This is a genomic window from Polaromonas sp. CF318, from assembly GCF_000282655.1.
Lineage (GTDB): Bacteria > Pseudomonadota > Gammaproteobacteria > Burkholderiales > Burkholderiaceae_C > Polaromonas.
In genome coordinates this window covers 14,662-36,451 of the sequence record NZ_AKIV01000101.1, presented here as the reverse complement: position 1 = coordinate 36,451, position 21,790 = coordinate 14,662, and the positions used below count along the sequence as shown (strand labels likewise).

Below are 21,790 nucleotides of genomic sequence, written 5' to 3'. Positions count from 1 at the left end.
ACTACCTTGATTCAGGCGGGTTCTGCCCAGAATCAAGGTTTTTATTTGCTTATTCAATATAAAGAAACGATTTGTTATTATTGACAGGTTATTTAACGACCCCATAGAATCCCGCCAGTCCCACAGAAACCTAGGGACAACCCGAATCTCCGCTGCCCTCTTCACCAAAGAAGCCGGCAACGTCAAACAGGGGTCAACACCCCACAAGGCACGCCTTGGTTTGATGGCGACCCAATCAAAGCCTGCTTGGCCCCCAAAGGGCCTGCAAGCGTAGAAAGGAGTGCTATGACAGCGCTAGGACAATTCGGCCTTGAGGCGCACTTGAAAAGTGTACGCAGCAGTGTTTTAACCATTGCTGATGACATCGCCCAAGGCTTTTTCGAGATCACCCACAACAGCTTCGCCCTTTTGGGCCTGGCGGTCGTGTTCGCGGTGATCACACTGACTGCCCGGCCCGACTTGCGTCAGGCCGGTGAATTCAAGCTCATGACCTGGCTGCAGCAGCGCCAGGAAGCGGCCATCGGCTTTACCGAGCCCGCCGCCATCGAGCGCGCCACGGCGTCAAACCCCAAGGACCTGCCGGCCCAGCAGGCGGCGGTGGCTTACTGGCTCAGCAAGAAGTACGGCGTGGCGCCGGAGCCCTTGAGCGTGCTGGTGGCCGAAGCCTTCGACATCGGCCAGAAGGCCAAACTCGACCCGACCCTGATCCTGGCCATCATGGCCATCGAGTCCGGCTTCAACCCCTTCGCGCAAAGCCCGGTGGGCGCCCAAGGCCTGATGCAAGTCATGACCAAGGTGCACCACGACAAGTACGACAACTTCGGCGGCAAGCTGGCGGCCTTCGACCCGGTCACCAACCTGCGCGTCGGCGTCAAGGTGCTGCAGGAATGCATCGCCCGCGCCGGCTCCGTCGAGGGCGGCCTCAAATACTATGTGGGCGCCGCCAACATGGAAGACGACGGCGGCTACGCCGGCAAGGTGATGGGAGAACACGCCCGCCTGCTGGCCGTGGTGGCGTCGGCGTCCAAGCGCGGCAAGCCTTCGCCCTTCTTTGCCGAACCCGGCACTTCGCGCCCGGTTCCGGCCTCCCTGCCCGGCAAGTCGGACACCCCGGCCTCGGAGGGCAAGACGCCGGAAAAAGTGGCGCTGCTGAACCAGTCCTGATCCCCGCCGGGGCGCGGCCCGAGGGCCCGCCCGCTTGTGCCGCAAAGCCGGGCCGTCGCCAGCGCCCGGCTTTTTGCTTTCCGGGTGACGGGTATGGGACGGCGTGCCGCGGGTTTGACGCGCCCTCAGTTACACTAGCCGGGTGCGCGACTGGCGATAGGCTCGAGGTTCTCGCAACCATCGAAGCTGACGTGGGACACCACTGGGAAGCGCACCGCTGAAAGCCGTTGGGCCGAAGCGTTCAGCCGTTCGCCTGGGCAGCCCTTGTTTCATTCATTGAATAGCAGGGACCACGTCTTTAAGGACTGCCATGTACCACCGCAACATCCTGGTCGAACAGACCGACCCCGAAATCTTCGCCGCCATCCAGGCTGAAAACGCCCGGCAAGAGCAGCACATCGAGCTGATCGCCAGCGAAAACTACGCCTCGCCCGCCGTCATGGCCGCGCAGGGCTCGCAGCTCACCAACAAATACGCCGAAGGCTATCCGGGCCGCCGCTACTACGGCGGCTGCGAGCACGTGGACGTGGCCGAACAGCTCGCCATCGACCGCGTCAAGGCGATCTTCGGCGCCGAGGCCGCCAACGTGCAGGCGCACTGCGGCGCCTCGGCCAACGAGGCCGTGTTCCTGGCCTTCCTGAAGCCCGGCGACACCATCATGGGCATGAGCCTGGCCGAAGGCGGCCACCTGACGCACGGCATGGCCCTGAACATGAGCGGCAAGTGGTTCAACGTCGTGTCTTACGGCCTGAACGACAAGGAAGAGATCGACTACGACGCCATGGAGCGCAAGGCGCACGAGACCAAACCCAAGCTGATCATCGCGGGCGCCTCGGCCTACAGCCTGCGCATCGACTTCGAACGCTTCGCCAAGGTGGCCAAGGCCGTCGGTGCCATCTTCATGGTCGACATCGCCCACTACGCCGGCCTGGTGGCCGCGGGCGTCTACCCCAACCCGGTGCCGCATGCCGACATCGTCACCTCGACCACGCACAAAAGCCTGCGCGGCCCGCGCGGCGGCATCATCCTGATGAAGGCCGAGCATGAAAAAGCCATCAACAGCGCCATTTTCCCCGGCCTGCAGGGCGGCCCGCTGATGCACGTGATCGCGGCCAAGGCCGTGGCCTTCAAGGAAGCCATGACGCCCGAGTTCAAGGCCTACCAGCAGCAGGTCGTGAAGAACGCGCAGATCGTCGCCGACACCCTGACGCAGCGCGGCCTGCGCATCGTCAGCGGCCGCACCGAAAGCCACGTGATGCTGGTCGACCTGCGCGCCAAGGGCATCACCGGCAAGGAAGCCGAAGCCGTGCTGGGCAGCGCCCACATGACAATCAACAAGAACGCCATCCCGAACGACCCGGAAAAACCGATGGTCACCAGCGGCGTGCGCATCGGCACCCCGGCGATGACCACCCGCGGCTTCAAGGACGAGGAAGCCCGGGCCACGGCCAACCTGATCGCCGACGTGCTCGACAATCCGCGCGACGCGGCCACCCTTGAAACGGTACGCGCCAAGGTTCACGCCCTGACCAGCCGCTTCCCGGTGTACCGCTGATCGCAGCGGGCGGCGCGGGCACTATAATTTTAATAGCATCACGCGCCGACCTCCATGGGCTAAGGACCGATTGATGTCTTTAAATTCAGGCCAACACCCATGAAATGCCCCTTCTGCGGCCATCTTGAAACCCAGGTTGTCGAAACCCGGGTGGCCGAGGACGCCGACTTCATACGCCGCCGCCGCCAGTGCGGCGCGTGTGAAAAGCGCTTCACCACCTACGAGCGGCCCGACGTCACCTTCCCGTCCATCGTCAAGAAGGACGGCCGGCGCATCGAGTACAAGCGCAGCAAGATCCTGGGCTCCATGAACCTGGCACTGCGCAAGCGACCGGTCAGCACCGAGCAGATCGACTCGGCCATCGAGCGCATAGAAGAAAAACTGCTGAGCTTGGGGGTGCGCGAGGTCGCCTCCAACCGGCTCGGCGAACTGGTGATGCGCGAGCTCAAGAAGCTCGACAAAGTGGCCTATGTGCGTTTCGCCAGCGTCTACCGCAGCTTTGAGGACATCGACGAGTTCAAAACCCTGGTCGACGAGGTCAGACGCTAGGAGCCTGGGCGACGCCGACCGTTTGTCACGCAAAGCTGACCGAGCGTCGAATACAGGAGGCGGGAGCGCCGGCGCATGCTCACAATTGCGCATGTTCGAAAATCTATCGATCGCCGGCCGTGCCACTTCCCGTCCCCAACCGCCCTGGCGCGTGAGGCACATCCAGCACGGCTTCACCCTGATTGAAATACTGGTTGTCGTCGCCATCATCGGCATTCTGGCAACGCTTGCGGCGCCTTCTTTCCTGGGCCTGCTCGCCAACTCATCCGTCACCCGGGCCACCAACGGATTTATCTCGGATACGCGCTACGCCCGCGGTGAAGCCATGCGGCGCGGAAAGAGCGTGACGATTTGCAGGACCGCAAACTCGACCGCGGCGAGCCCCGTTTGCTCCACCGGAAACGGCGCAACCGTCGGCGGCTGGATGCAGGGATGGGTCGTATTCCTCGACAGCAACAGCAACGGCAGCTTCGACGCCGCGACCGACATCGTGCTGCGCGCCCAGGAGCCCATGGCCGGCGTCAGCGACTTTTTCGCCGTTGGCGTGTCCACCCCTACGGCCGTCAGCACCGGAAACGGCATCATTTATGACGCCACGGGCCGTGCCATCGGCCAGTCAGGCCGGTGGCTGGTCCATGCCTCGGGCTCATTCGCCACCAACAATTACTACACCCGCACCCTGTGCATGAATTCAGTGGGCCGGGTCAAGGTCCAGACGGGGGATGTCGCATGCTCGTAGGCTTCACCAGAAAATCCGCTCCTTCGCGCAAGGGGCAGCGAGGCTCGTCGCTGCTGGAGGTGCTCATTTCCATACTGCTCATGTCCTTCGGCATGCTGGCACTCGCCGGCATGCAGGCCTATTCGGTCGCGGCGCAGAAGAACGCGGCCAACCGCGCCATCGCAAGCGCCCTGGCCACGGAACTGGCGGAAGTGATCAGGCTCAACCCCACCGGTCTTTCAGGGGGCAATTACGACGTGGCGATGATGACCACCGGCAACCCCCCGGCCCTCGCGCCCTGCGTCTTTCCCAATTGCACCACCCCTGCGATGCTGGCTGCAGCGGACCTCACGGCCTTCCAGAGCCGGGTTCGCGCGCTGCTGCCCCAGGGCGGGGTTGAAGTGGCGCGACCCGGCGCGAGCGCAACCCAGGCCAATATCTGGATCCTCTGGGAAGAAGCCGGCGTGCTGGACAACACCCGCAAGGTCAGCGGTGTCGACCAGTCCGCCGAATTGACGTCCGACAACTGCTCGGCCACCGCAAAAGCCCTGGCCACACTGCCGCGCTGCTTTTACATGAAGGTGCAGTTATGACTTTGCGCGCAACAGGTTGCCCACAGCAGCGTTTCCGCATGCCCTCGGCAAGGTTCACCGGAAGGCAGCAGTCAGGCTTTACCCTGATCGAGCTGCTGATCTCCATGGTATTGGGCATGGTGATCATAGGTGCGCTGGTCGTCATGTACCTCTCCGGCAGCACGGCCACGCGCAATGCGCAGGCCCAGGGTCAGATGAACGAGGACGCGCAGATGGCGCTCGGCGTTTTTACGCAGGAGTTGCGCCAGGCGGGCTACAACCCCACGCGCACCGGCGGCGTCAAGAACGACCTGGGCCAGGGCGGCTGGAACCTGTACGCCTGCAACACGGGCTTCACGGACCCGGCCGTCGCCAACATGAGCGCCCTGACCTGCGCCGGGAGCGGCGGCTTCGGCCTGGCCGTGGCCTACGAGGGCGACCTCAACACCGGGAAAAACACCGCCGGCGGCTTGCCCATGGACTGCATAGGCAACGGCGTGGCGGCCGCGGGTGCGGGGGGCTACTACACCATGCAGTCGCGTATCGCCATCACGAACAACACGCTGACCTGCCGCGGAAGCGGGAACCTGGCGCAATCGCAGGTGCTGGCCGAAAACATTGAAAGCGCGACGGTCAATTTCGCGGTCGCCGAGCCCGCCGTCCCCAACAGCCAGAATGTGCGCGGCTACCTGAGCGCCTCCGGCATCATCAACCCCACGGACGCGGCCCTGACGGCCCTGCCCATGCTGGACCGCTGGAACAAGGTGGTCGCGGCCCAGGTCTGCGTGGTGGTCAGGAGCGAAGACATCGTGCTGAAGGACCTGGGCACCTCAGCCACCAAGCCAAGCTATCAAGACTGCGCCGGCGCCGATATCGATATCACCGACGGCAGGATGCGCCGCGCCTATCGCACCACGGTGCTGCTGCGCAATCACGGAGTAGGTTATGTCAATCCCTGAATCACGCCAAACCCCGAAGATGCACGAGCAGCAGGGCGTCGTGCTGATTGTGGCCCTGATCATGCTGATGATTCTTTCGGTTCTGGCCAGCATTTCAATTCGCGGCGCCTCGTCGACCGAACAGGTGGCCAACCAGAGCCGCCAGCAGGCGCTGGCCCGACAAACGGCTGAAACCGCCCTGCGTTTCTGCGAGCAGCAGGTGCAGCTTTACGCCGCCAACCCGGCCACCGGCTTCGCGCCAGAGGCTGCCCCGGTGGGCGCCGGCACCAAATACGGCTGGGAAACCATGGCCAACTGGGACACCCTCGCGCCGACGGCCAACCTCAAGACGGTCGCGTTCACCTCGGCCGGCGACGCCGGAACCGCTGTTTACTTCACCCGCCAGCCCGAGTGCATGGCGCAGTACCTGACCCCCGCCGACACCAAGGTTTTTGTCACGACAGCCAGGGGCTTCGGCCCTGAAGTCGGCGCGAAAGACGGGAGCGCCCCCAGGGGCACCGAGGTGTGGCTCCAATCTGTAGTAACCATGAAATGATGCTCGACGCGAGCATGAAAGGCCTGGCCATGAAATTTTCCTTTATGCGCAATGTCGCGTTTTACGCGGCCGCGCTGGTCGTGGCGGACAGCTCGTTCGCTGTCGTCGCGCAAGAGCCGCTGCTGTCCAAAACCGTGAACGTCAGGCCCAACATCGCGCTGGTACTGGACACCTCGGGCTCCATGGACTGGGAATGCGTTTATGCCAAGCATGTCAGCGCCGCGCTGCTCGCCGAATCCCCCGGATCCACCAGCATCCCGGGCTTTCATGTGGATTGCATTGGCGGCGGCGACCCTCGCCAAAGTTCCCCTGTCAACAACCTGCTGTTTTACAACCCCAAAAAAGTCTATGCACCGGGTTATGCCGGAGGTGTTCTCCAAGGAAACGCCGCAGTGGATAACAGCTCGGTCGTGACCATGTTCCTGCCGAAAACAGGCGTCAACCCGACAACCTTCACCACGTCCGCCGCCCTCTCGAATACCGCAAACTACGACAGCTACAAAGTTACAAACAGCAAGTTCCAGTTCAACGGTTCCAATACTTCCGGCAACAGCAACCCGTTTGGGGCGCATGGCGGCACCCGCACGGACTGCGCCGCCGCCACCTGCACGTTCAACGAAGAACGCCAGAACATCGCGAACTGGCGCGCTTACCACATAGACCGCATCAAATCGGCAAAGACCGGCCTGTCCGCGGCCTTCGTGAGCCAGGCTGACAATTTCCGCCTGGCCTATGGGGACATCAACGGCACGCCCAACATAATGACCGATTTCGGCATCGCCAAAAGCGCTTTTTTCACCTGGCTTGATGCACGCGTGCCCAATGGCGGCACGCCGCTGCGCGGCGCGCTCGACAGGGCCGGCAAGTACTACCAGAACAACGCCAACACCGGGCCCTGGGGATCCAAGCCCTGGTCGCCTCCCGCCGGCGAGACCGCGGCCAGCCACCTGTCCTGCCGCCGCTCCTATGCCATGCTGATCACCGACGGCTTTTACACGGACGCCGCACCGAGCGGTGTCGGCGACGTCGACAGCACCCTGGGGATCAAATACACCCATGCCCTGGACTCGACCAAAATCTACCAGTACAAGCCAGGCGACAAAACCGACGTCCGCAACCGGGGTAAATCGGACAAGGCAAACGGCACCAGCGGCACCGCCGACACGCTGGCCGACATCGCCCTGAAATACTGGGTTACCGACCTGCGCAACGACCTCGCGAACGACAACGGCACCGGCGACCCCTCCGCCCCTCCTTTCTGGCAGAACATGACCAGCTATATGGTCAGTTTCGGCGCCCCGGGCCAGATGACCAATGCCGAAGTGGCCAGCGCCAAGCTCGGCAACCTGAACTGGGCCACGCCCGTGCTGAACACCGTCACGACGATTGACGACATGCGCCATGCCGCCCACAACGGTGGCGGCGACTTCCTGACGGTGACCGATGCGCAACAATTCGCGACCGACCTGGGCAACGTCATCGGCAGTATCGCGAGCCAGCAGTTCTCGCAAGCCGGTGTGGCGGCATCCGCCGTGACCCTGACCGCGGGCACCAAGAAGTTCGTGCCCTACTACACCAGCGGAACCTGGTGGGGCAATGTGCAGATGGTCAACCTGACCGCCAACGGCGACAGCGCCGGCGTGGCATGGCAGGTCATCGCCACTGACGGCAACGGCCAGCCCACGGGCGTTACCACGCTGCCTGCGCCGGCTTCACGCAACATCGTCGTCTGGACCGACGCGGCCAAGCAAGGCCTTGACTTCACCTACGCCAACATCACCACGGCGGCCAACAGCCTCAAGGGCACCAACACCAATATGCAGATGAGCAATGCGGTGACCTCCGACATCGTGGATTACCTGCGCGGCGTGCGGACCAAGGAAGGCGCCGGCATGAGGAAGCGGCCCGCGATCCTGGGCGACATCGTCAACTCGACACCGTCCTTCATCAAGAACAATACCAACCCGCAGTATGAAAAGCTGCCGGCCTCCACCCCGGGCCTGACCACCTATGCCGCCTATATGGCCAGCAAGGCAGCCCGTCCCGAGGGTGTGCTGTTTGTGGGCGCCAATGACGGCATGCTGCACGCCTTCGGTGAAGGCAACGGTGCCGCCGTCGGCGGCCGCGAACTCTTTGCCTACGTGCCGCGTTCCGTGCTCGGCAAGCTGGAAGCCCTGACCGACACCGGCTATACCTATGCCCACACTTACTCGGTGGACGGCCCGCTGACCGAGGTCGACGCCTACCTGACCACCCCCAACCTGACCGGCGGAGGCTCGTCGACCGGATGGCGCAACCTGGTCATAGGCACGACCGGTGCCGGCGCCAAGTCCGTCTTCGCTCTGAACGCCACCGATCCCCTGAATATGAACGGCAAGGCGGTTCTGTGGGAACTCAACCCGGACCCGGCATTTCCGGTGATGCCGGGCAACTCCACGACCTCTTTCGCGGAACTCGGCAGCGTCCTGAGCACGCCCCAGAGCGGCATCACGGTCAGCGGCGACTGGGTGACCATCTTCGGCAACGGCTACGACAGCAAATCCGCCAAAGCCAGCCTCTTCGTCGTCGAAACCGGCACCGGCAAGCTGCTCAAGGAAATCAAGACCGACAACACGCTCGCCAACGGGCTTGGCGGCGTGCGCCTGGTGTACAACGCCAAACAGCAGATCATCGGCGCCTATGCCGGCGACCTGCAAGGCCGGCTGTGGAAATTCGACCTGAGCGGCGCCACTTCCTCCGCCTGGGGCCTGGGCAATGGCGGCGTCGCGCTGTTCACCGCGCTGAGCGGCTCCACGCCCCTGCCCATCACCGCCCAGCCGGCTGTCCTTGAACGGACCGACCAGGCCAGCTACCTGCCAAGCTACCTCGTGTCCGTGGCGACCGGCAAGCTGTTTGAAGCCGGCGATCCCGCCGTCACAACGCCCGTTCAGGCGGCTTACGGCCTGTGGGACAGAAAGCCCTTTGGTTCGACGGGCACCGACACCATTAACGAAACACAGCTGGAGGTTCTCAAGGCCACCGCCGTCACGGTCGGCATAGACCCGACCACGGGCAACACCATTAACAACGGCGGCGTCACGGGCTTTTACACGGTGAGCTTTAACAACCCGGCGGTCACAAGCCTTGACTGGGCCACACGGCGCGGCTGGAAATTGCCCCTCAATGTGTTCACAGGTCAACGGGACGTCTACCCGCTGCAGATGCAAGGCGATGTCGTCAAGATCGATACGGTCGCTCCGCAGGCCAGCTCATCGAGCTGCCTGGCCTCCACGAGCAATGCCTTGAGCTTCTACATCAATCCCTTGACGGCCGCCTGCCGTTCAGGCGGCACGCTGGATACCAATGCCGACGGAAACATCGACGGCAGCGACGCCAATGTGTGCGCCTATACCTCACTGGCCGACGGTACGGACGTGGTCCTGACCATCCTCAACTCCATCGGCGAAGAAACGGGCGTGAAAGACGTGCAGAACTCCAGCGGCCACATCAAGGTGCGCACCGGCAACCCGCCCCCGCCGCAAGACTGCACCAACCCGGCCTATGCGGTAGCCCATGTGTCGGAATGCGGCAGCTGTGCGGATGCGGCCTATGCTGCGGCTCACCCGAGCGAATGCACGTCGGCCAACTGCAGCAGCGCCGCCTATCGCGCAGCCCACCCCGGCGAATGCCCTGGCTCGGTCCTGAATCGCTCGTGGCGCCAGCTGTTCCCACGCGCCAACTGAGCTTGATAATCGCTGCTTTTACCAAGAGAATCACCTCATGATGTCTAAACCCCAAAAAAACAGCGGCTCGGCGGGCTTTACGCTGATTGAGCTGATGATCGTGGTGGCGATAGTCGGCTTGCTGGCCGCGATCGCCCTGCCCTCCTACCAGAGCTACATCGCGCGTGGCAACCGCGCCGCGGCGCGGGCGCAGCTCTCGCAGGCTGCCCAGTACATGCAGCGTTTCTACGCGGCCAACGACCGCTACGACGCGGACCGCACGGGCTCCCAAACCATCTGGGCGACCATGCCGCCCGCCTTGCTGAGGGCGCCCGCCGAAGGCACCCAGCTCTATGCGATCTCCAACACCGGGGCCAATCCCAGCAGCGCCACTTCGAGCACCTTCACGCTTATCATGCAACCTTTGAGCACGGCCAACATGGCCAACGACAAGTGCGGCGGCTTCACCCTGACGCAGGCGGGCGCCAAAGGCATCACCGCAGCCTCCCCGACCGCCGCCTTGATCGCGGAATGTTGGCGTTAAAGCACTAGGCCCCGTCCTTGGATGTGGCCGCGGCAGGAAACCATGCAGCAGCCCATCCATACAGCTTCCACCCTCAAATTCATCCAGGCCGCCCTTCAGGCCGCGGCCAAGGCGCCCTTCAGCGCATCGCCCAATCCCCGCATTGGCTGTGTCCTGATATCCGCCGCGGGACAAACCATAGGCACCGGCTACACACAGCAGGCCGGCGGCCCCCACGCGGAAGTCATGGCCTTGCGGGATGCGGCGGCCCATGGCCACGCCACCCACGGCGCCACCGCCTATGTCACGCTGGAGCCCTGCTCCCACCATGGGCGCACCGGCCCCTGCTGCGACGCCCTGGTTGCCGCAGGCATCCGCAAAGTTGTTGCCTCCATGGCGGACCCCAATCCGCTGGTCTCCGGTCAGGGCTTTGAGCGCCTGCGCGCTGCCGGCGTCGAAGTGGACGTAGGGGCCGGCGCCGCAGAGGCCAGGGAACTGAATATCGGCTTCTTCAGCCGCATGGTCCGCAAAACCCCCTGGGTGCGCATGAAAATCGCCGCCTCGCTGGACGGCGCCACCGCCCTGGCCAACGGCCAGAGCCAATGGATCACCTCGCCCGAAGCCCGGGCCGACGGCCATGCCTGGCGCGCGCGGGCCGGCGCCGTGCTGACGGGCATAGGCACGGTGCTGCAGGACAACCCCAGGCTGGACGTGCGCCTGGTGGACACGCCCCGGCAGCCCTTTCGTGTGATCGTCGACAGCCTGCTGCAGACGCCGGTGGACGCGAAGATTTTCGAGGCCGGCGGGCCGGTATGGATTTACACGGCGGTTCAGGATGCTTCGCGGGAGGCCGCCCTCACCGCCAAAGGCGCCACCGTGACCTGCCTGCCCGATGCCCGCGGCAAGGTGGACCTGGCCGCCATGATGAAAGACCTGGCGCGCCGCGAAATCAACGACTTGCATGTCGAGGCCGGCAGCAAGCTCAATGGCTCCCTGGTCCGCGAAGAGCTGGTCGACGAGTTCCTGGTCTACCTGGCACCCAAGCTGCTGGGCCCGGGCATGGGCATGGCCTCGTTCGGCCCCCTGGAGCAGCTCTCCGATGCCATGGATCTGCAATTCCAGTCTGTTGAGAGGGTCGGCCCCGACCTGCGCGTGCTTGCCCGCGGCATAGGCAGGGACCAGTTCTAGCCAGGTTTGACGCGGCCTGGGCCGCTTTTACGGGGCAATAGTGGCCATTCCCCACGCCCGGGCCTGAATCCCTGCGAAAATAGCGCATGTTTACCGGAATCATTACCGGCTTGGGGCGCATCGTCGCCATCCAAAGCCTGGGCAGCTCTTCAGACCACGGCAAGCGGCTCACCATCGAGGCGCCTGCGGGTTACCTTGACGACGTGGGCCTGGGCGACAGCATCGCCCTCAACGGCGCCTGCATGACGGCCACCACGCTGGATCTGCCCCTCAACCGCTTCACCATCGACATTTCCGCCGAATCGCTGGCCAAAACCACGGGCCTGGCCGAAACCGGCACCATCAACCTCGAAAAAGCCCTGCGCGCCCATGACCGCCTGGGCGGCCACATCGTCTCGGGCCACGTCGACGGCATCGGCCGCGTCACGCATTTCGCCGAGGTCGGCGAAAGCTGGGAGCTGCGCATACTGGCGCCGCGCGAACTCGGCAAATACCTGGCCTACAAGGGCTCCATCACCGTCAACGGCGTGAGCCTGACGGTCAACCGGGTCACCGACCTGGCAGGCGACGCAGGTGGCACGGAGCTCAGCATCAACCTGATCCCGCATACCGTGCAGAACACCGCCCTGGGCCAGTTGGCCACCGGCTCCCGGGTCAACCTCGAAATCGACCTGATCGCGCGCTACGTCGAGCGCATGCTGGGCGACATTCACAACAACATCCCCCAAAAGCCCTGAACCATGACCACTGCCATTTCCCCTGTTGAAGACATCGTCGCCGACATGCGCGCCGGCCGCATAGTCATCCTGATCGACGAGGAAGACCGCGAGAACGAAGGCGACCTGGTGCTCGCGGCCGACCACGTCACGCCCGAGGCCATCAACTTCATGGCGCGTTTCGGCCGCGGCCTGATCTGCCTGACCCTGACCCGCGAGCGCTGCGAGCTGCTGCAGCTGCCGCCCATGGCGACGCGCAACGGCACCAAGCATTCCACCGCGTTTACCGTCTCCATCGAGGCCGCCGAAGGCGTGACCACCGGCATCTCCGCCGCCGACCGCGCCCGCACGGTGCAGGCCGCCGTCGCCAAAAACGCCAAGGTCAGCGACCTGGTGCAGCCCGGCCACATCTTCCCGCTGCAGGCGGTGGACGGCGGTGTGCTGATGCGCGCCGGCCATACCGAAGCCGGCTGCGACCTGGCCGGCATGGCCGGCTGCTCGCCGGCCGCCGTGATCTGCGAGATCATGAAGGATGACGGCACCATGGCCCGCCTGCCCGACCTGCTGGTCTTCGCGGCCGAGCACGGCCTCAAGATAGGCACCATCGCCGACCTGATCGAGCACCGCAGCCGCAACGACTCCCTGGTCGAGAAAATCGGCTGCCGCGTGCTGCAGACCGCCTTCGGCGAGTTCACCGCCCACGCCTTTCGCGACAAACCCAGCCAGGGCCTGCACCTGGCCCTGGTCAGGGGCGAATGGTCGGCCAACGACGTCGTGGCCGCGCGCGTGCACGAGCCGCTGTCGGTGCTGGACGTGCTGGAAACCGGCCGCCCCATGCATTCCTGGAGCCTGGACCAGAGCCTCAAACACATCGCCGATGAAGGCCGGGGTGTGGCCGTGCTGCTCAACTGCGGCGAAAGCGCTGCGCAGCTGCTGGCCCAGTTCGAAGGCACGGCGCGCGCCAGCCAGGCGCCCGAGCGCGGCCGCATGGACCTGCGCACCTACGGCGTGGGCGCGCAGATCTTGCGCGAATGCGGCGTGCACCGCATGAACCTCATGGGCAACCCGCGCCGCATGCCCAGCATGACGGGCTACGGCCTGGAGATCGTCGGCTACATCACCCGGGACTGAGCTGTTCGCCAGCCCAAAAATCTACAAATCAATCAAAAGGGAATCACCGTGTTCGGAGCAGAAAAAGGTACGGCCGACAAGCTGGACGGCAGAAAACTTTCCATAGGCATCGTGCAGGCGCGCTTCAATGAAAGCGTCACCAACACGCTGGCCGAGGCTTGCAAGCACGAGCTTGCCGCCCTGGGCGTGCATGAAGACAACATCCGCCACGTCAAGGTGCCCGGCGCGCTGGAGGTGCCCTGCGCGCTGCAGGCCCTGGCTGAAAGCGACAAGTACGACGCACTGATCGCCCTGGGCTGCATCATCCGCGGCGAGACCTACCACTTCGAGCTGGTGGCCAACGAAAGCGGCGCCGCCGTCACGCGCCTGGCGCTGGACTACCAGCTGCCCATCGCCAACGCCATCCTGACGACCGAGAACCTCGCGCAGGCCCAGGCCCGCCAGGAGGAAAAGGGGCGCGACGCCGCCCGCGTGGCCGTCGAAATGGCCAACCTGATCAATGAAATTGCCTGAGCGCCCGCTTGCCGAGCCTTGCTCCCACCCCTTAACCTGACTGGCACTTCATGGCTGAACCCATCATCAAACCCAAACGCCCGCCGCAGACCCGCACCGGCCTGACCGACACCGGCGTCAAAAAAGCAGCCGACAAATCGGCGCGCACCCGCGCGCGCGAATTCGCCCTGCAGGCCCTTTACCAGCACCTGGTCGGCCGCAACGAGGCCGACTCCATCGACGCCTTCACGCGCGACCTCGCGGGCTTTCACAAGGCCGATTCGGCCCATTACGACGCGCTGCTGCACGGCTGCATCGCCGACGCAAAAACGCTGGACGCCGGCATCGTTCCCCTGCTGGACCGGCCCATGGCCGAGATTTCGCCCATCGAGCATGCGGTGCTGTGGATAGGCGCCTATGAATTCAGCCACTGCCTGGACGTGCCCTGGCGCGTCGTGATCAACGAGTGCATCGAACTGGCCAAGGCCTTCGGCGGCACCGACGGCCATAAATACGTCAACGGCGTGCTCAACAAGATGGCGCCCGCCCTTCGCGCCACCGAAGTCGCCGCGGACAAAGCCCGACAAGCCGCCCGGTGAAAGGCCTGCCGTGAAAATTGCCCGGCGGGCTCAACGCATTGAGCCGTTTTACGTCATGGAGGTCGCCAAGGCGGCTTCGGCGCTGGCGCAGGAATTCGCCCACAGCGACCGGCCCATGATCTTCCTGAACATCGGCGAGCCCGACTTCACCGCGCCGCCCCTGGTGCAGGAGGCCGCCGCCCGGGCGATCTCGCAGGGCAACACGCAGTACACCCAGGCCACCGGCCTGCCGGCGCTGCGCGAGCGCATCAGCGGCTGGTATGCCGCGCATTTCGGCGTCGACGTGGCGCCCGGCCGCATCATCGTCACGGCGGGCGCCTCGGCCGCGCTGCAGCTGGCCTGCCTGGCCCTCATCGAGGCCGGCGACGAAATCCTGATGCCCGACCCCAGCTACCCTTGCAACCGTCATTTCGTCAGCGCCGCCGAAGGCAATGCCGTGCTGGTGCCGACCACCGCGGCTGAACGCTTCCAACTGACTCGCGAAAAAGTCGAGGCCGCCTGGAAACCGCAAACGCGCGGCGTGCTGCTGGCCTCGCCCTCCAACCCCACCGGCACTTCCATCGCCCCCGAAGAACTGCGGCGCATCCACGAGTTCGTGCACGGCCGCGGCGGCATCACGCTGATCGACGAGATTTACCTGGGCCTGAGCTACGAAGAGCATTTCGGCCACTCGGCCCTGGCCATGCCCGGCGAGCTGGGCCAGAGCGTCATCAGCATCAACAGCTTCAGCAAATACTTCAACATGACCGGCTGGCGCCTGGGCTGGCTGGTGGTGCCCGAGGCGCTGGCGCCCGTGATAGAGCGCATCGCGCAAAACCTCTTCATCTGCCCCAGCACCGTGGCCCAGCATGCGGCCCTGGCCTGCTTCGAGCCCGAAAGCCTGCGGGAATACGAACGCCGCCGCGCCGAATTCAAGGCGCGCCGCGACTACTTCATTCCCGAACTGAATCGCCTGGGCCTGACGGTGCCGGTGATGCCCGACGGGGCCTTCTATGCCTATGCCGACTGCACCCAGGCGGCCGCGCGCCTGGACGTGAGCGGCAGCTGGGACTTCGCGTTCGAGCTCATGAAGCGCGCCCACCTGGCCGTCACCCCGGGCCGCGATTTCGGCCATGCGGCACCTGAACAATTCATCCGCTTTTCCACGGCCAACTCCATGGCGCAGTTGCAGGAGGCCGTGGCCAGGCTCAGGGCGGTGCTGGCATGAGCGCAGGCGCGCGGGTTTTCAGTTGGCCTTTGCGGGTCTATTGGGAAGACACCGACGCGGGCGGTATCGTCTTTTACGCAAACTACCTGAAATTTTTTGAACGTTCGCGCACCGAATGGCTCAGATCACTCGGTATTGAACAGCAGCGCCTGCGGGAAAGCACGGGCGGCATCTTCGTGGTGGCGGAAACCAGCATACGCTACCATCGTTCCGCCCGCCTGGACGATGAACTGATTGTTACGGCAAGCCTGGTCGAAGCGGGCCGCGCGTCCATGATAATCAGCCAGCAGGTGCTATTAAAAACAGAGCGGATGAACCCACACAAAAGCTTGAGCGACGAGCAATTTTCCGACGGGCCGCCCCTAGGAAAATTAGTCCCCTCGGGGGGCAGCGTAGTACGCGAAGCGACAAGCGTGGGGGCACTACTTTGTGAAGGCAGCATACGCATAGGCTGGGTCGACGCCGCCAGCCTGCAGCCACGGCGCATTCCGGCTTCCATTCTTGACAGCTTAAAAACCGATACGGCCACAACATGAACCAAGACCTGTCCATCGTCAGCCTCATCCTCAATGCCAGCTGGGTCGTGCAGGCCGTCGTGGCGCTGCTGATCGGCGTGTCCATCGCCAGCTGGGCCGCGATCTTCCGCAAGATCGTGGCGCTCAAGCGGGTGCAGAAACTCAACGACGAATTCGACCGCGAATTCTGGTCGGGCACCAGCCTGAACGACCTCTTCGCCGGCGCCGCGCAAAACGCCAAACATTCGGGCGCGATGGAGCGGATTTTCGCCAGCGGCATGCGTGAATACCAGAAGCTGCGCGAGCGCCACATCACCGACCCCGGCACGCTGCTGGACGGCGCGCGCCGCGCCATGCGCGCGAGCTACCAGCGCGAGCTCGACGCCATCGAATCCAACCTGTCCTTCCTGGCCACCGTCGGCTCGGTATCGCCTTACGTGGGCCTGTTCGGCACGGTCTGGGGCATCATGCACGCCTTTACCGGCCTGGCGGCCCTGGAGCAGGTCACGCTGGCCACGGTGGCGCCCGGCATTGCCGAGGCGCTGGTGGCCACCGCCATTGGCCTCTTCGCGGCCATTCCGGCCGTCGTCGCCTACAACCGCTTCTCGCACGACATAGACCGCGTCGCCAACCGGCTGGAGACCTTCATCGAAGAGTTCTCCAACATCCTGCAGCGCAACCTGGGCGCGCACTCGCCCTCCGGACACTAGAACTGCAAGGAGACCGCCATGCCTGCAGTCAATTCCCGCCGAGGCCGCGGCCGGCGCACCATCAGCGAGATCAACATGGTGCCCTTCATCGATGTCATGCTGGTGCTGCTCATCATCTTCATGGTGACGGCGCCGCTGATCACGCCCAGCATGATCGCGCTGCCCAAGGTCGGCCGCGCGCCCAGCCAGCCGCAGAACCCGGTGCAGATCCAGATCAGCAAGGACGAAGCCGTGCAGATCAAGATCAAGACCGACAGCGTGCCCAGCAATGTGCGCAACGTCGCGGCCGACATCGCGAAACTGGAACCGGGCGTGAAGGCCGAGGGCGCGCAGGCCGTGCCCGTGGTCATCAGCGCCGACAAATCCATCAAGTACGAAACCGTGGTCCAGGTCATGGACAACCTGCAAAAAGCCGGTGTCTCGCGCGTGGGCCTGTCGGTGCAGACCGGCAACAAGTAGCCAGCAGGCCGCCCTTACCTGCCCTTAACCCGCCATGCCAAGCGCCGCAGACCGCCTCGATTTCCTCCCGCCCCGGGATGGGGGGTCAGGCCGCGCGTTTGCGCTGGCGCTGCTTGCGCATGCCCTGCTGATCGCCGCCCTGACCTGGGGCGTGAGCTGGAAACGCAGCACTCCCGACGTCGCCTTCCAGGCCGAGCTGTGGACCAATGTTCCGGCCCAGCAGGCGGCGCCCAAACCGGTCGAAGTGCCCACACCGCCGCCGCCCCCGCCGCCTCCGCCCACCCCTGAGGTCAGGACACCTCCTCCTCCGCCCGCACCCAAAGTGGACATCGCCCTGGAGCAGGAAAAAAAGCGCAAGCAAGTGCAGGAACAAAAGGAAGCGGAAGCCGAACGCCTGAAAGAAAAACAGAAGGCTGAACTGCAGGCCAAAAAAGACAAAGAGGCCGAGAAACAAAAAGCCGCCGAAAAGAAGGCCAAGGAAGACCTGGCCAAACGCAAGGCCGCGGAAGACGCCAAAAAACTCGAAGCCCAGAAGGACAACAAGGACGCCGCGCAGCAAAAGGCCGCCCAGGCCGCCGCCGAAAAACTGCGCCAGGAAAACCTGCGCCGCATCACCGGCATGGCCGGCGCCACCGGCGATGCGGACTCCAAGGGGACGGCGCAAAAATCCACCGGTGGGTCCACCACCTACGGCGCCATTGTCAGGGCAGCGATCAAGCCCAATGTGGTTTTCACCGAGGAATTCACCGGCAACCCGATGGCGAAAGTGGAAGTGCGGCTGACGCTGGACGGCACCGTCATCAGCCAGCGCCTGCTTCAGTCCAGCGGCAACAAGGCCTGGGACGACGCGGCGATCAACGCCATCATCCGCACCCGCGTCATGCCGCGGGACGTCGACGGCCGGATACCCGACACCACGCTGATCCTCGAGATGAAGCCGCGCAACTAGGCGCCCGGGCGGCGGCCGCCCGGCTTATTCGTAAACAATCTGCACCAGCCCCTTGTCGGCCTGCGCTATCCAGCTGGCCAGCGCCGCATCGGTCGGGAAGAATTTGGCGGCTTCACCCAGGTGCAATTCGGCCGTCGCGCCGCCCGCCGAATTTTGCCGCCTGAGGCTCAGGCGCACCGGCAGGCCGCGGCTGATCTCGCCCTGGTCGGACATTTCGCGGCGCGGCGGGAAGTCCCGCACCAGGCGTGAGATATCGGGCGCGCTGCCGTTGACGGCCACGCGCAGGTACTTGCCGAACTTGCAGCGCGCGGTTTCCAGGTCCCACACCTGCGTGACCTTGAAGCGGCGCCCGAAGCGCTCCGACGCTCCCTGCAGCGTGCCCTGCACGATCACCAGTTCGTCGTCCTTGAGCAGGTTGCGGTTGGCGTTGAAGGTCGCCTCGTCCACCGAGGCCTCGAGCACGTCGGTCTTGTCGTCGAGCTTGAAGATGATCAGCTTGCCGCGGTTGCCGTTGATGATGCGCAGGTCGCTCAGAATCGCGGCCAGCAGCTGCGGCTCGCGCGAATCGATCAGGTCATCGATCCTGCGCTTGGCGAACTGGCGCACCTCGGTTTCCACCTCGTCGAACAGGTGGCCCGAGAGGTAGAAACCGATGGCGGTTTTTTCCTGCACCAGGCGCGCCTTGACGCCGAAGGGCATGGCCTCGACCAGCGGCGGCTCCTGCGTGCTGGCCGCATGCGAGTCCGACATGTCGAACAGCCCGCCCTGGTTGGCGTTGGCTTCGGTCGCGGCGGCGAATTCAAAAGCGCGGTCCACCGAGGCCAGCAGCGAGGCGCGGTTGAGCTGCAGGTTGTCGAAGGCACCGCCCTTGATGAGGGCTTCCACCGTGCGCTTGTTCAGGCGGCTGCGGTCCACGCGCACGCAGAAATCATAAATCGAGGTGAAGGGGCCGCCTTCCTTGCGCGCCGCGACGATGGCGGCAATCGCCTGCTGGCCCGTGCCCTTGATGGCGCCCAGGCCGTAGCGCACCGAACTCGCGCTGATGGGCTCGAAGCGGTAGTCGCCGCGGTTGATATCGGGCGACTCGAACTGTATGCCCATCTTCTGCGCGTCGCCGAACAGGATCTTGAGCTTGTCGGTGTCGTCCATTTCCACCGTCATATTGGCGGCGAAGAACTCTGCCGTGTAGTGCACTTTGAGCCAGGCCGTGTGATAGGCCAGCAGCGCATAGGCGGCGGAGTGCGACTTGTTGAAGCCGTAGCCCGCGAATTTTTCCATCAGGTCGAAGACCTCGTCGGCCTTTTCCTCGCTGAGGCCGCCCTCGCCCGCGCCCTTGCGGAAGATCTCGCGCTGGGCATCCATCTCCTCTTTCTTCTTCTTGCCCATGGCGCGGCGCAGCAAGTCGGCGCCGCCCAGCGAGTAGCCGCCCAGGATCTGCGCGGTCTGCATCACCTGCTCCTGGTAGACCATGATGCCGTAGGTCTCTTCGAGGATGGCCTTGACGCGCGGGTCCGGGTATTCGGGCACTTCCTTGCCCTGCTTGCGCGCGATGTAGGTCGGGATCAGCTCCATGGGACCCGGGCGATACAGCGCATTCATCGCGATCAGGTCTTCCAGGCGGTCCGGCTTGGCGTCCTTGAGCATGCGCTGCATGCCGATACTTTCAAACTGGAACACGGCTTCGGTCTGGCCCCGGCCAAAGAGTTCGTAGACTTTGCGGTCGTTGAGCGGCAGGTCTTCAAACTTGAAGTCCTTCTGGGCCGGGTGGCGCGCGATGATGAATTCCCTGGCGATCTCCAGGATGGTCAGGGTGGCCAGGCCCAAAAAGTCGAACTTGACGAGGCCAATGGCCTCCACGTCGTCCTTGTCGAACTGGCTCACCGCGGAATCGCTACCCGGCTGGGCGTAAAGCGGGCAGAAATCGGTCAGCTTGCTGGGTGCGATCAGCACGCCCCCGGCGTGCATGCCGACGTTGCGGGTCAGGCCCTCGAGTTTTTGCGCCAGTGCCAGCAGGGTTTGCACGTCCTCTTCCTTGCGCTCGCGCTCGGCCAGCACGGGCTCTTGCTCCTTCGCCTGTTCAATCGTGATGTGCTGGCCCGGCTTGTTGGGGATGAGCTTGGAGATGCCGTCGCAAAAACCGTAGGGGAAATCCAGCACGCGGCCCACGTCGCGGATGGCGGCGCGCGCCGCCATGGTGCCGAAGGTCACGATCTGGCTCACCGCGTCCTTGCCGTATTTGTCCTTCACGTAATCGATCACGCGGTCGCGGTTGCTCTGGCAGAAGTCGATGTCGAAGTCGGGCATGGACACCCGCTCCGGATTCAGGAAGCGCTCGAACAGCAGGTTGTACTGCAGCGGGTCCAGGTCGGTGATCTTGAGCGAATAGGCCACCAGCGAACCCGCGCCGGACCCCCGGCCCGGCCCGACCGGGCAGCCGTTGTTCTTGGCCCAGTTGATGAAGTCGCCCACGATCAGGAAGTAGCCGGGAAAGCCCATCTTGAGGATGGTGTTGATCTCGAACTCCAGCCGCTTGACGTATTCGGGCCGCTTCTGGTCGCGCACGGCCGCATCGCGGTACAGGTGGGCCAGGCGCTCTTCCAGGCCTTCAAACGAGGCCTGGCGGAAATACTCGTCGATGGGCATGCGCACGCCGCCCACTTCCGGTGTCGGGTAGTCCGGCAGCATGGGCTTGCCGAGTTCCAGCGTGAGGTTGCAGCGCTTGGCGATCTCCAGCGTATTGGCCAGGGCCGTGGGCACGTCGGCGAACAGCGCCTGCATCTGTTCGGCCGACTTGAAGTACTGCTCGCGCGTGAACTTGCGCACGCGCCGCGTGTTGCCCAGGATCTCGCCTTCCGAAATGCAGACGCGCGCTTCATGCGCCTCGTAGTCGTCGTAGGTCAGGAACTGCACGGGGTGGGTGGCCACCACGGGCAGCTTGAGCCGCGCCGCCAGCTGGACGGCGGCAACCACGTGGCGCTCGTCGTCGGGCCGCTGGGCACGCTGCAGTTCCAGGTAGAAGCGGTGCGGAAACAGGCCCGCGAAATACAGCGCGCATTCCGCGGCGCGGGCGCTGTCGCCCTGCAGCAGGGCCTGGCCCACGGAGCCGCCCTGCGCGCCCGACAGGGCGATCAGGCCCTCGCCCAGTTCCTGCAGCCATTCGAGCTTGACCACCGCCTGGTCGCGCACCACGTTTTTGGTCCAGGCCCGCGTGAGGATCTCGGACAGGTTCAGGTAGCCCTGGCGGCTTTGTACCAGCAGCAACAGGCGGGCAGCGGGCGCGCCAGCGTCCTTGCCCGGCACCTGCACCCAGATGTCGGCGCCTATCAGGGGCTTGACGCCCGCGCCGCGGGTTTCCTTGTAAAACTTGACGGTGCCGAAGAGGTTGCTCAGGTCGGTGATGGCCAGCGCCGGTTGCCCGTCGGCGGCCGCGGCGGCCACGACTTCATCGATGCGGTTGGTGCCGTCGACGACGGAAAATTCGGTGTGGAGACGCAAATGAACAAACATGAAGGGCATTTTAGGGCCGAGGCTGTCCGCTGAGGGGCCGC

General features: G+C 64.5%; 20 protein-coding genes and 1 riboswitch. Of the genes, 19 read left to right on the top strand and 1 reads right to left on the bottom strand.

What is annotated here, in order from left to right; all coding sequences use genetic code 11:
* The first annotated feature begins 285 nt into the window (after positions 1–285).
* The 19 genes from PMI15_RS18550 to tolA all read left to right on the top strand — a co-directional run bounded on the left by PMI15_RS18550 (position 286) and on the right by tolA (position 18,242).
* Positions 286–1,164: a lytic transglycosylase domain-containing protein gene (locus PMI15_RS18550; RefSeq protein ID WP_007872667.1), complete on the top strand. Its 879-nt coding sequence runs from the start codon at positions 286–288 to the stop codon at positions 1,162–1,164.
* A 136-nt stretch (positions 1,165–1,300) separates the two neighbouring features.
* A riboswitch (ZMP/ZTP riboswitch) is annotated at positions 1,301–1,430 on the top strand.
* 44 nt (positions 1,431–1,474) lie between these two features.
* A complete protein-coding gene (gene glyA, locus PMI15_RS18545) occupies positions 1,475–2,719 on the top strand; it encodes a serine hydroxymethyltransferase (RefSeq protein WP_007872664.1) in 1,245 nt (414 codons plus the stop codon).
* A gap of 99 nt (positions 2,720–2,818) precedes the next feature.
* A complete protein-coding gene (gene nrdR, locus PMI15_RS18540; protein ID WP_007872661.1) occupies positions 2,819–3,268 on the top strand; it encodes a transcriptional regulator NrdR in 450 nt (149 codons plus the stop codon).
* Positions 3,269–3,359: 91 nt separating this feature from the next.
* The gene (locus PMI15_RS25360) at positions 3,360–4,007 is read left to right on the top strand and encodes a GspH/FimT family pseudopilin (RefSeq protein ID WP_007872651.1); all 648 of its coding nucleotides are present in this window, start codon (positions 3,360–3,362) and stop codon (positions 4,005–4,007) included.
* A complete protein-coding gene (pilV, locus tag PMI15_RS24105) occupies positions 3,998–4,579 on the top strand; it encodes a type IV pilus modification protein PilV (RefSeq protein WP_007872648.1) in 582 nt (193 codons plus the stop codon). Before PMI15_RS25360 ends, pilV begins: the two co-directional genes overlap by 10 nt.
* A gap of 38 nt (positions 4,580–4,617) precedes the next feature.
* Entirely contained in the window at positions 4,618–5,517 is a 900-nt protein-coding gene (locus PMI15_RS18525; RefSeq protein ID WP_007872646.1) for a PilW family protein, read from the top strand.
* A complete protein-coding gene (locus tag PMI15_RS24100; protein ID WP_007872644.1) occupies positions 5,504–6,052 on the top strand; it encodes a PilX N-terminal domain-containing pilus assembly protein in 549 nt (182 codons plus the stop codon). Before PMI15_RS18525 ends, PMI15_RS24100 begins: the two co-directional genes overlap by 14 nt.
* A gap of 29 nt (positions 6,053–6,081) precedes the next feature.
* The gene (locus PMI15_RS18515) at positions 6,082–9,774 is read left to right on the top strand and encodes a pilus assembly protein (protein ID WP_157214673.1); all 3,693 of its coding nucleotides are present in this window, start codon (positions 6,082–6,084) and stop codon (positions 9,772–9,774) included.
* Positions 9,775–9,814: 40 nt separating this feature from the next.
* Positions 9,815–10,297: a type IV pilin protein gene (locus PMI15_RS18510; protein WP_036839907.1), complete on the top strand. Its 483-nt coding sequence runs from the start codon at positions 9,815–9,817 to the stop codon at positions 10,295–10,297.
* Between the two features lie 42 nt (positions 10,298–10,339).
* A complete protein-coding gene (ribD, locus tag PMI15_RS18505) occupies positions 10,340–11,464 on the top strand; it encodes a bifunctional diaminohydroxyphosphoribosylaminopyrimidine deaminase/5-amino-6-(5-phosphoribosylamino)uracil reductase RibD (protein WP_007872626.1) in 1,125 nt (374 codons plus the stop codon).
* Between the two features lie 86 nt (positions 11,465–11,550).
* Entirely contained in the window at positions 11,551–12,201 is a 651-nt protein-coding gene (locus PMI15_RS18500) for a riboflavin synthase (RefSeq protein ID WP_007872623.1), read from the top strand.
* Between the two features lie 3 nt (positions 12,202–12,204).
* Positions 12,205–13,311, top strand: coding sequence for a bifunctional 3,4-dihydroxy-2-butanone-4-phosphate synthase/GTP cyclohydrolase II (gene ribBA, locus PMI15_RS18495; RefSeq protein WP_007872620.1), 1,107 nt, complete (start codon positions 12,205–12,207; stop codon positions 13,309–13,311).
* Between the two features lie 48 nt (positions 13,312–13,359).
* Entirely contained in the window at positions 13,360–13,824 is a 465-nt protein-coding gene (gene ribH / locus PMI15_RS18490) for a 6,7-dimethyl-8-ribityllumazine synthase (RefSeq protein WP_007872616.1), read from the top strand.
* 50 nt (positions 13,825–13,874) lie between these two features.
* Complete coding sequence (gene nusB, locus PMI15_RS18485) at positions 13,875–14,402, top strand: transcription antitermination factor NusB (protein ID WP_007872613.1); 528 nt, start codon at positions 13,875–13,877, stop codon at positions 14,400–14,402.
* A gap of 10 nt (positions 14,403–14,412) precedes the next feature.
* The gene (locus tag PMI15_RS18480) at positions 14,413–15,609 is read left to right on the top strand and encodes a pyridoxal phosphate-dependent aminotransferase (RefSeq protein ID WP_036839888.1); all 1,197 of its coding nucleotides are present in this window, start codon (positions 14,413–14,415) and stop codon (positions 15,607–15,609) included.
* Positions 15,606–16,145 (top strand): YbgC/FadM family acyl-CoA thioesterase, encoded by a 540-nt coding sequence (locus PMI15_RS18475; protein ID WP_007872607.1) that lies wholly within the window; start codon positions 15,606–15,608, stop codon positions 16,143–16,145. Before PMI15_RS18480 ends, PMI15_RS18475 begins: the two co-directional genes overlap by 4 nt.
* Complete coding sequence (gene tolQ, locus PMI15_RS18470; protein ID WP_007872603.1) at positions 16,142–16,834, top strand: protein TolQ; 693 nt, start codon at positions 16,142–16,144, stop codon at positions 16,832–16,834. Before PMI15_RS18475 ends, tolQ begins: the two co-directional genes overlap by 4 nt.
* Before the next feature lie 18 nt (positions 16,835–16,852).
* Positions 16,853–17,293, top strand: coding sequence for a biopolymer transporter ExbD (locus PMI15_RS18465; RefSeq protein WP_007872600.1), 441 nt, complete (start codon positions 16,853–16,855; stop codon positions 17,291–17,293).
* 34 nt (positions 17,294–17,327) lie between these two features.
* Positions 17,328–18,242: a cell envelope integrity protein TolA gene (tolA, locus tag PMI15_RS18460; protein ID WP_007872597.1), complete on the top strand. Its 915-nt coding sequence runs from the start codon at positions 17,328–17,330 to the stop codon at positions 18,240–18,242.
* Between the two features lie 24 nt (positions 18,243–18,266).
* Here tolA and dnaE read toward each other — a convergent pair whose 3' ends face one another.
* The gene (gene dnaE, locus PMI15_RS18455) at positions 18,267–21,749 is read right to left on the bottom strand and encodes a DNA polymerase III subunit alpha (protein WP_036839904.1); all 3,483 of its coding nucleotides are present in this window, start codon (positions 21,747–21,749) and stop codon (positions 18,267–18,269) included.
* Between the last annotated feature and the right edge of the window lie 41 nt (positions 21,750–21,790).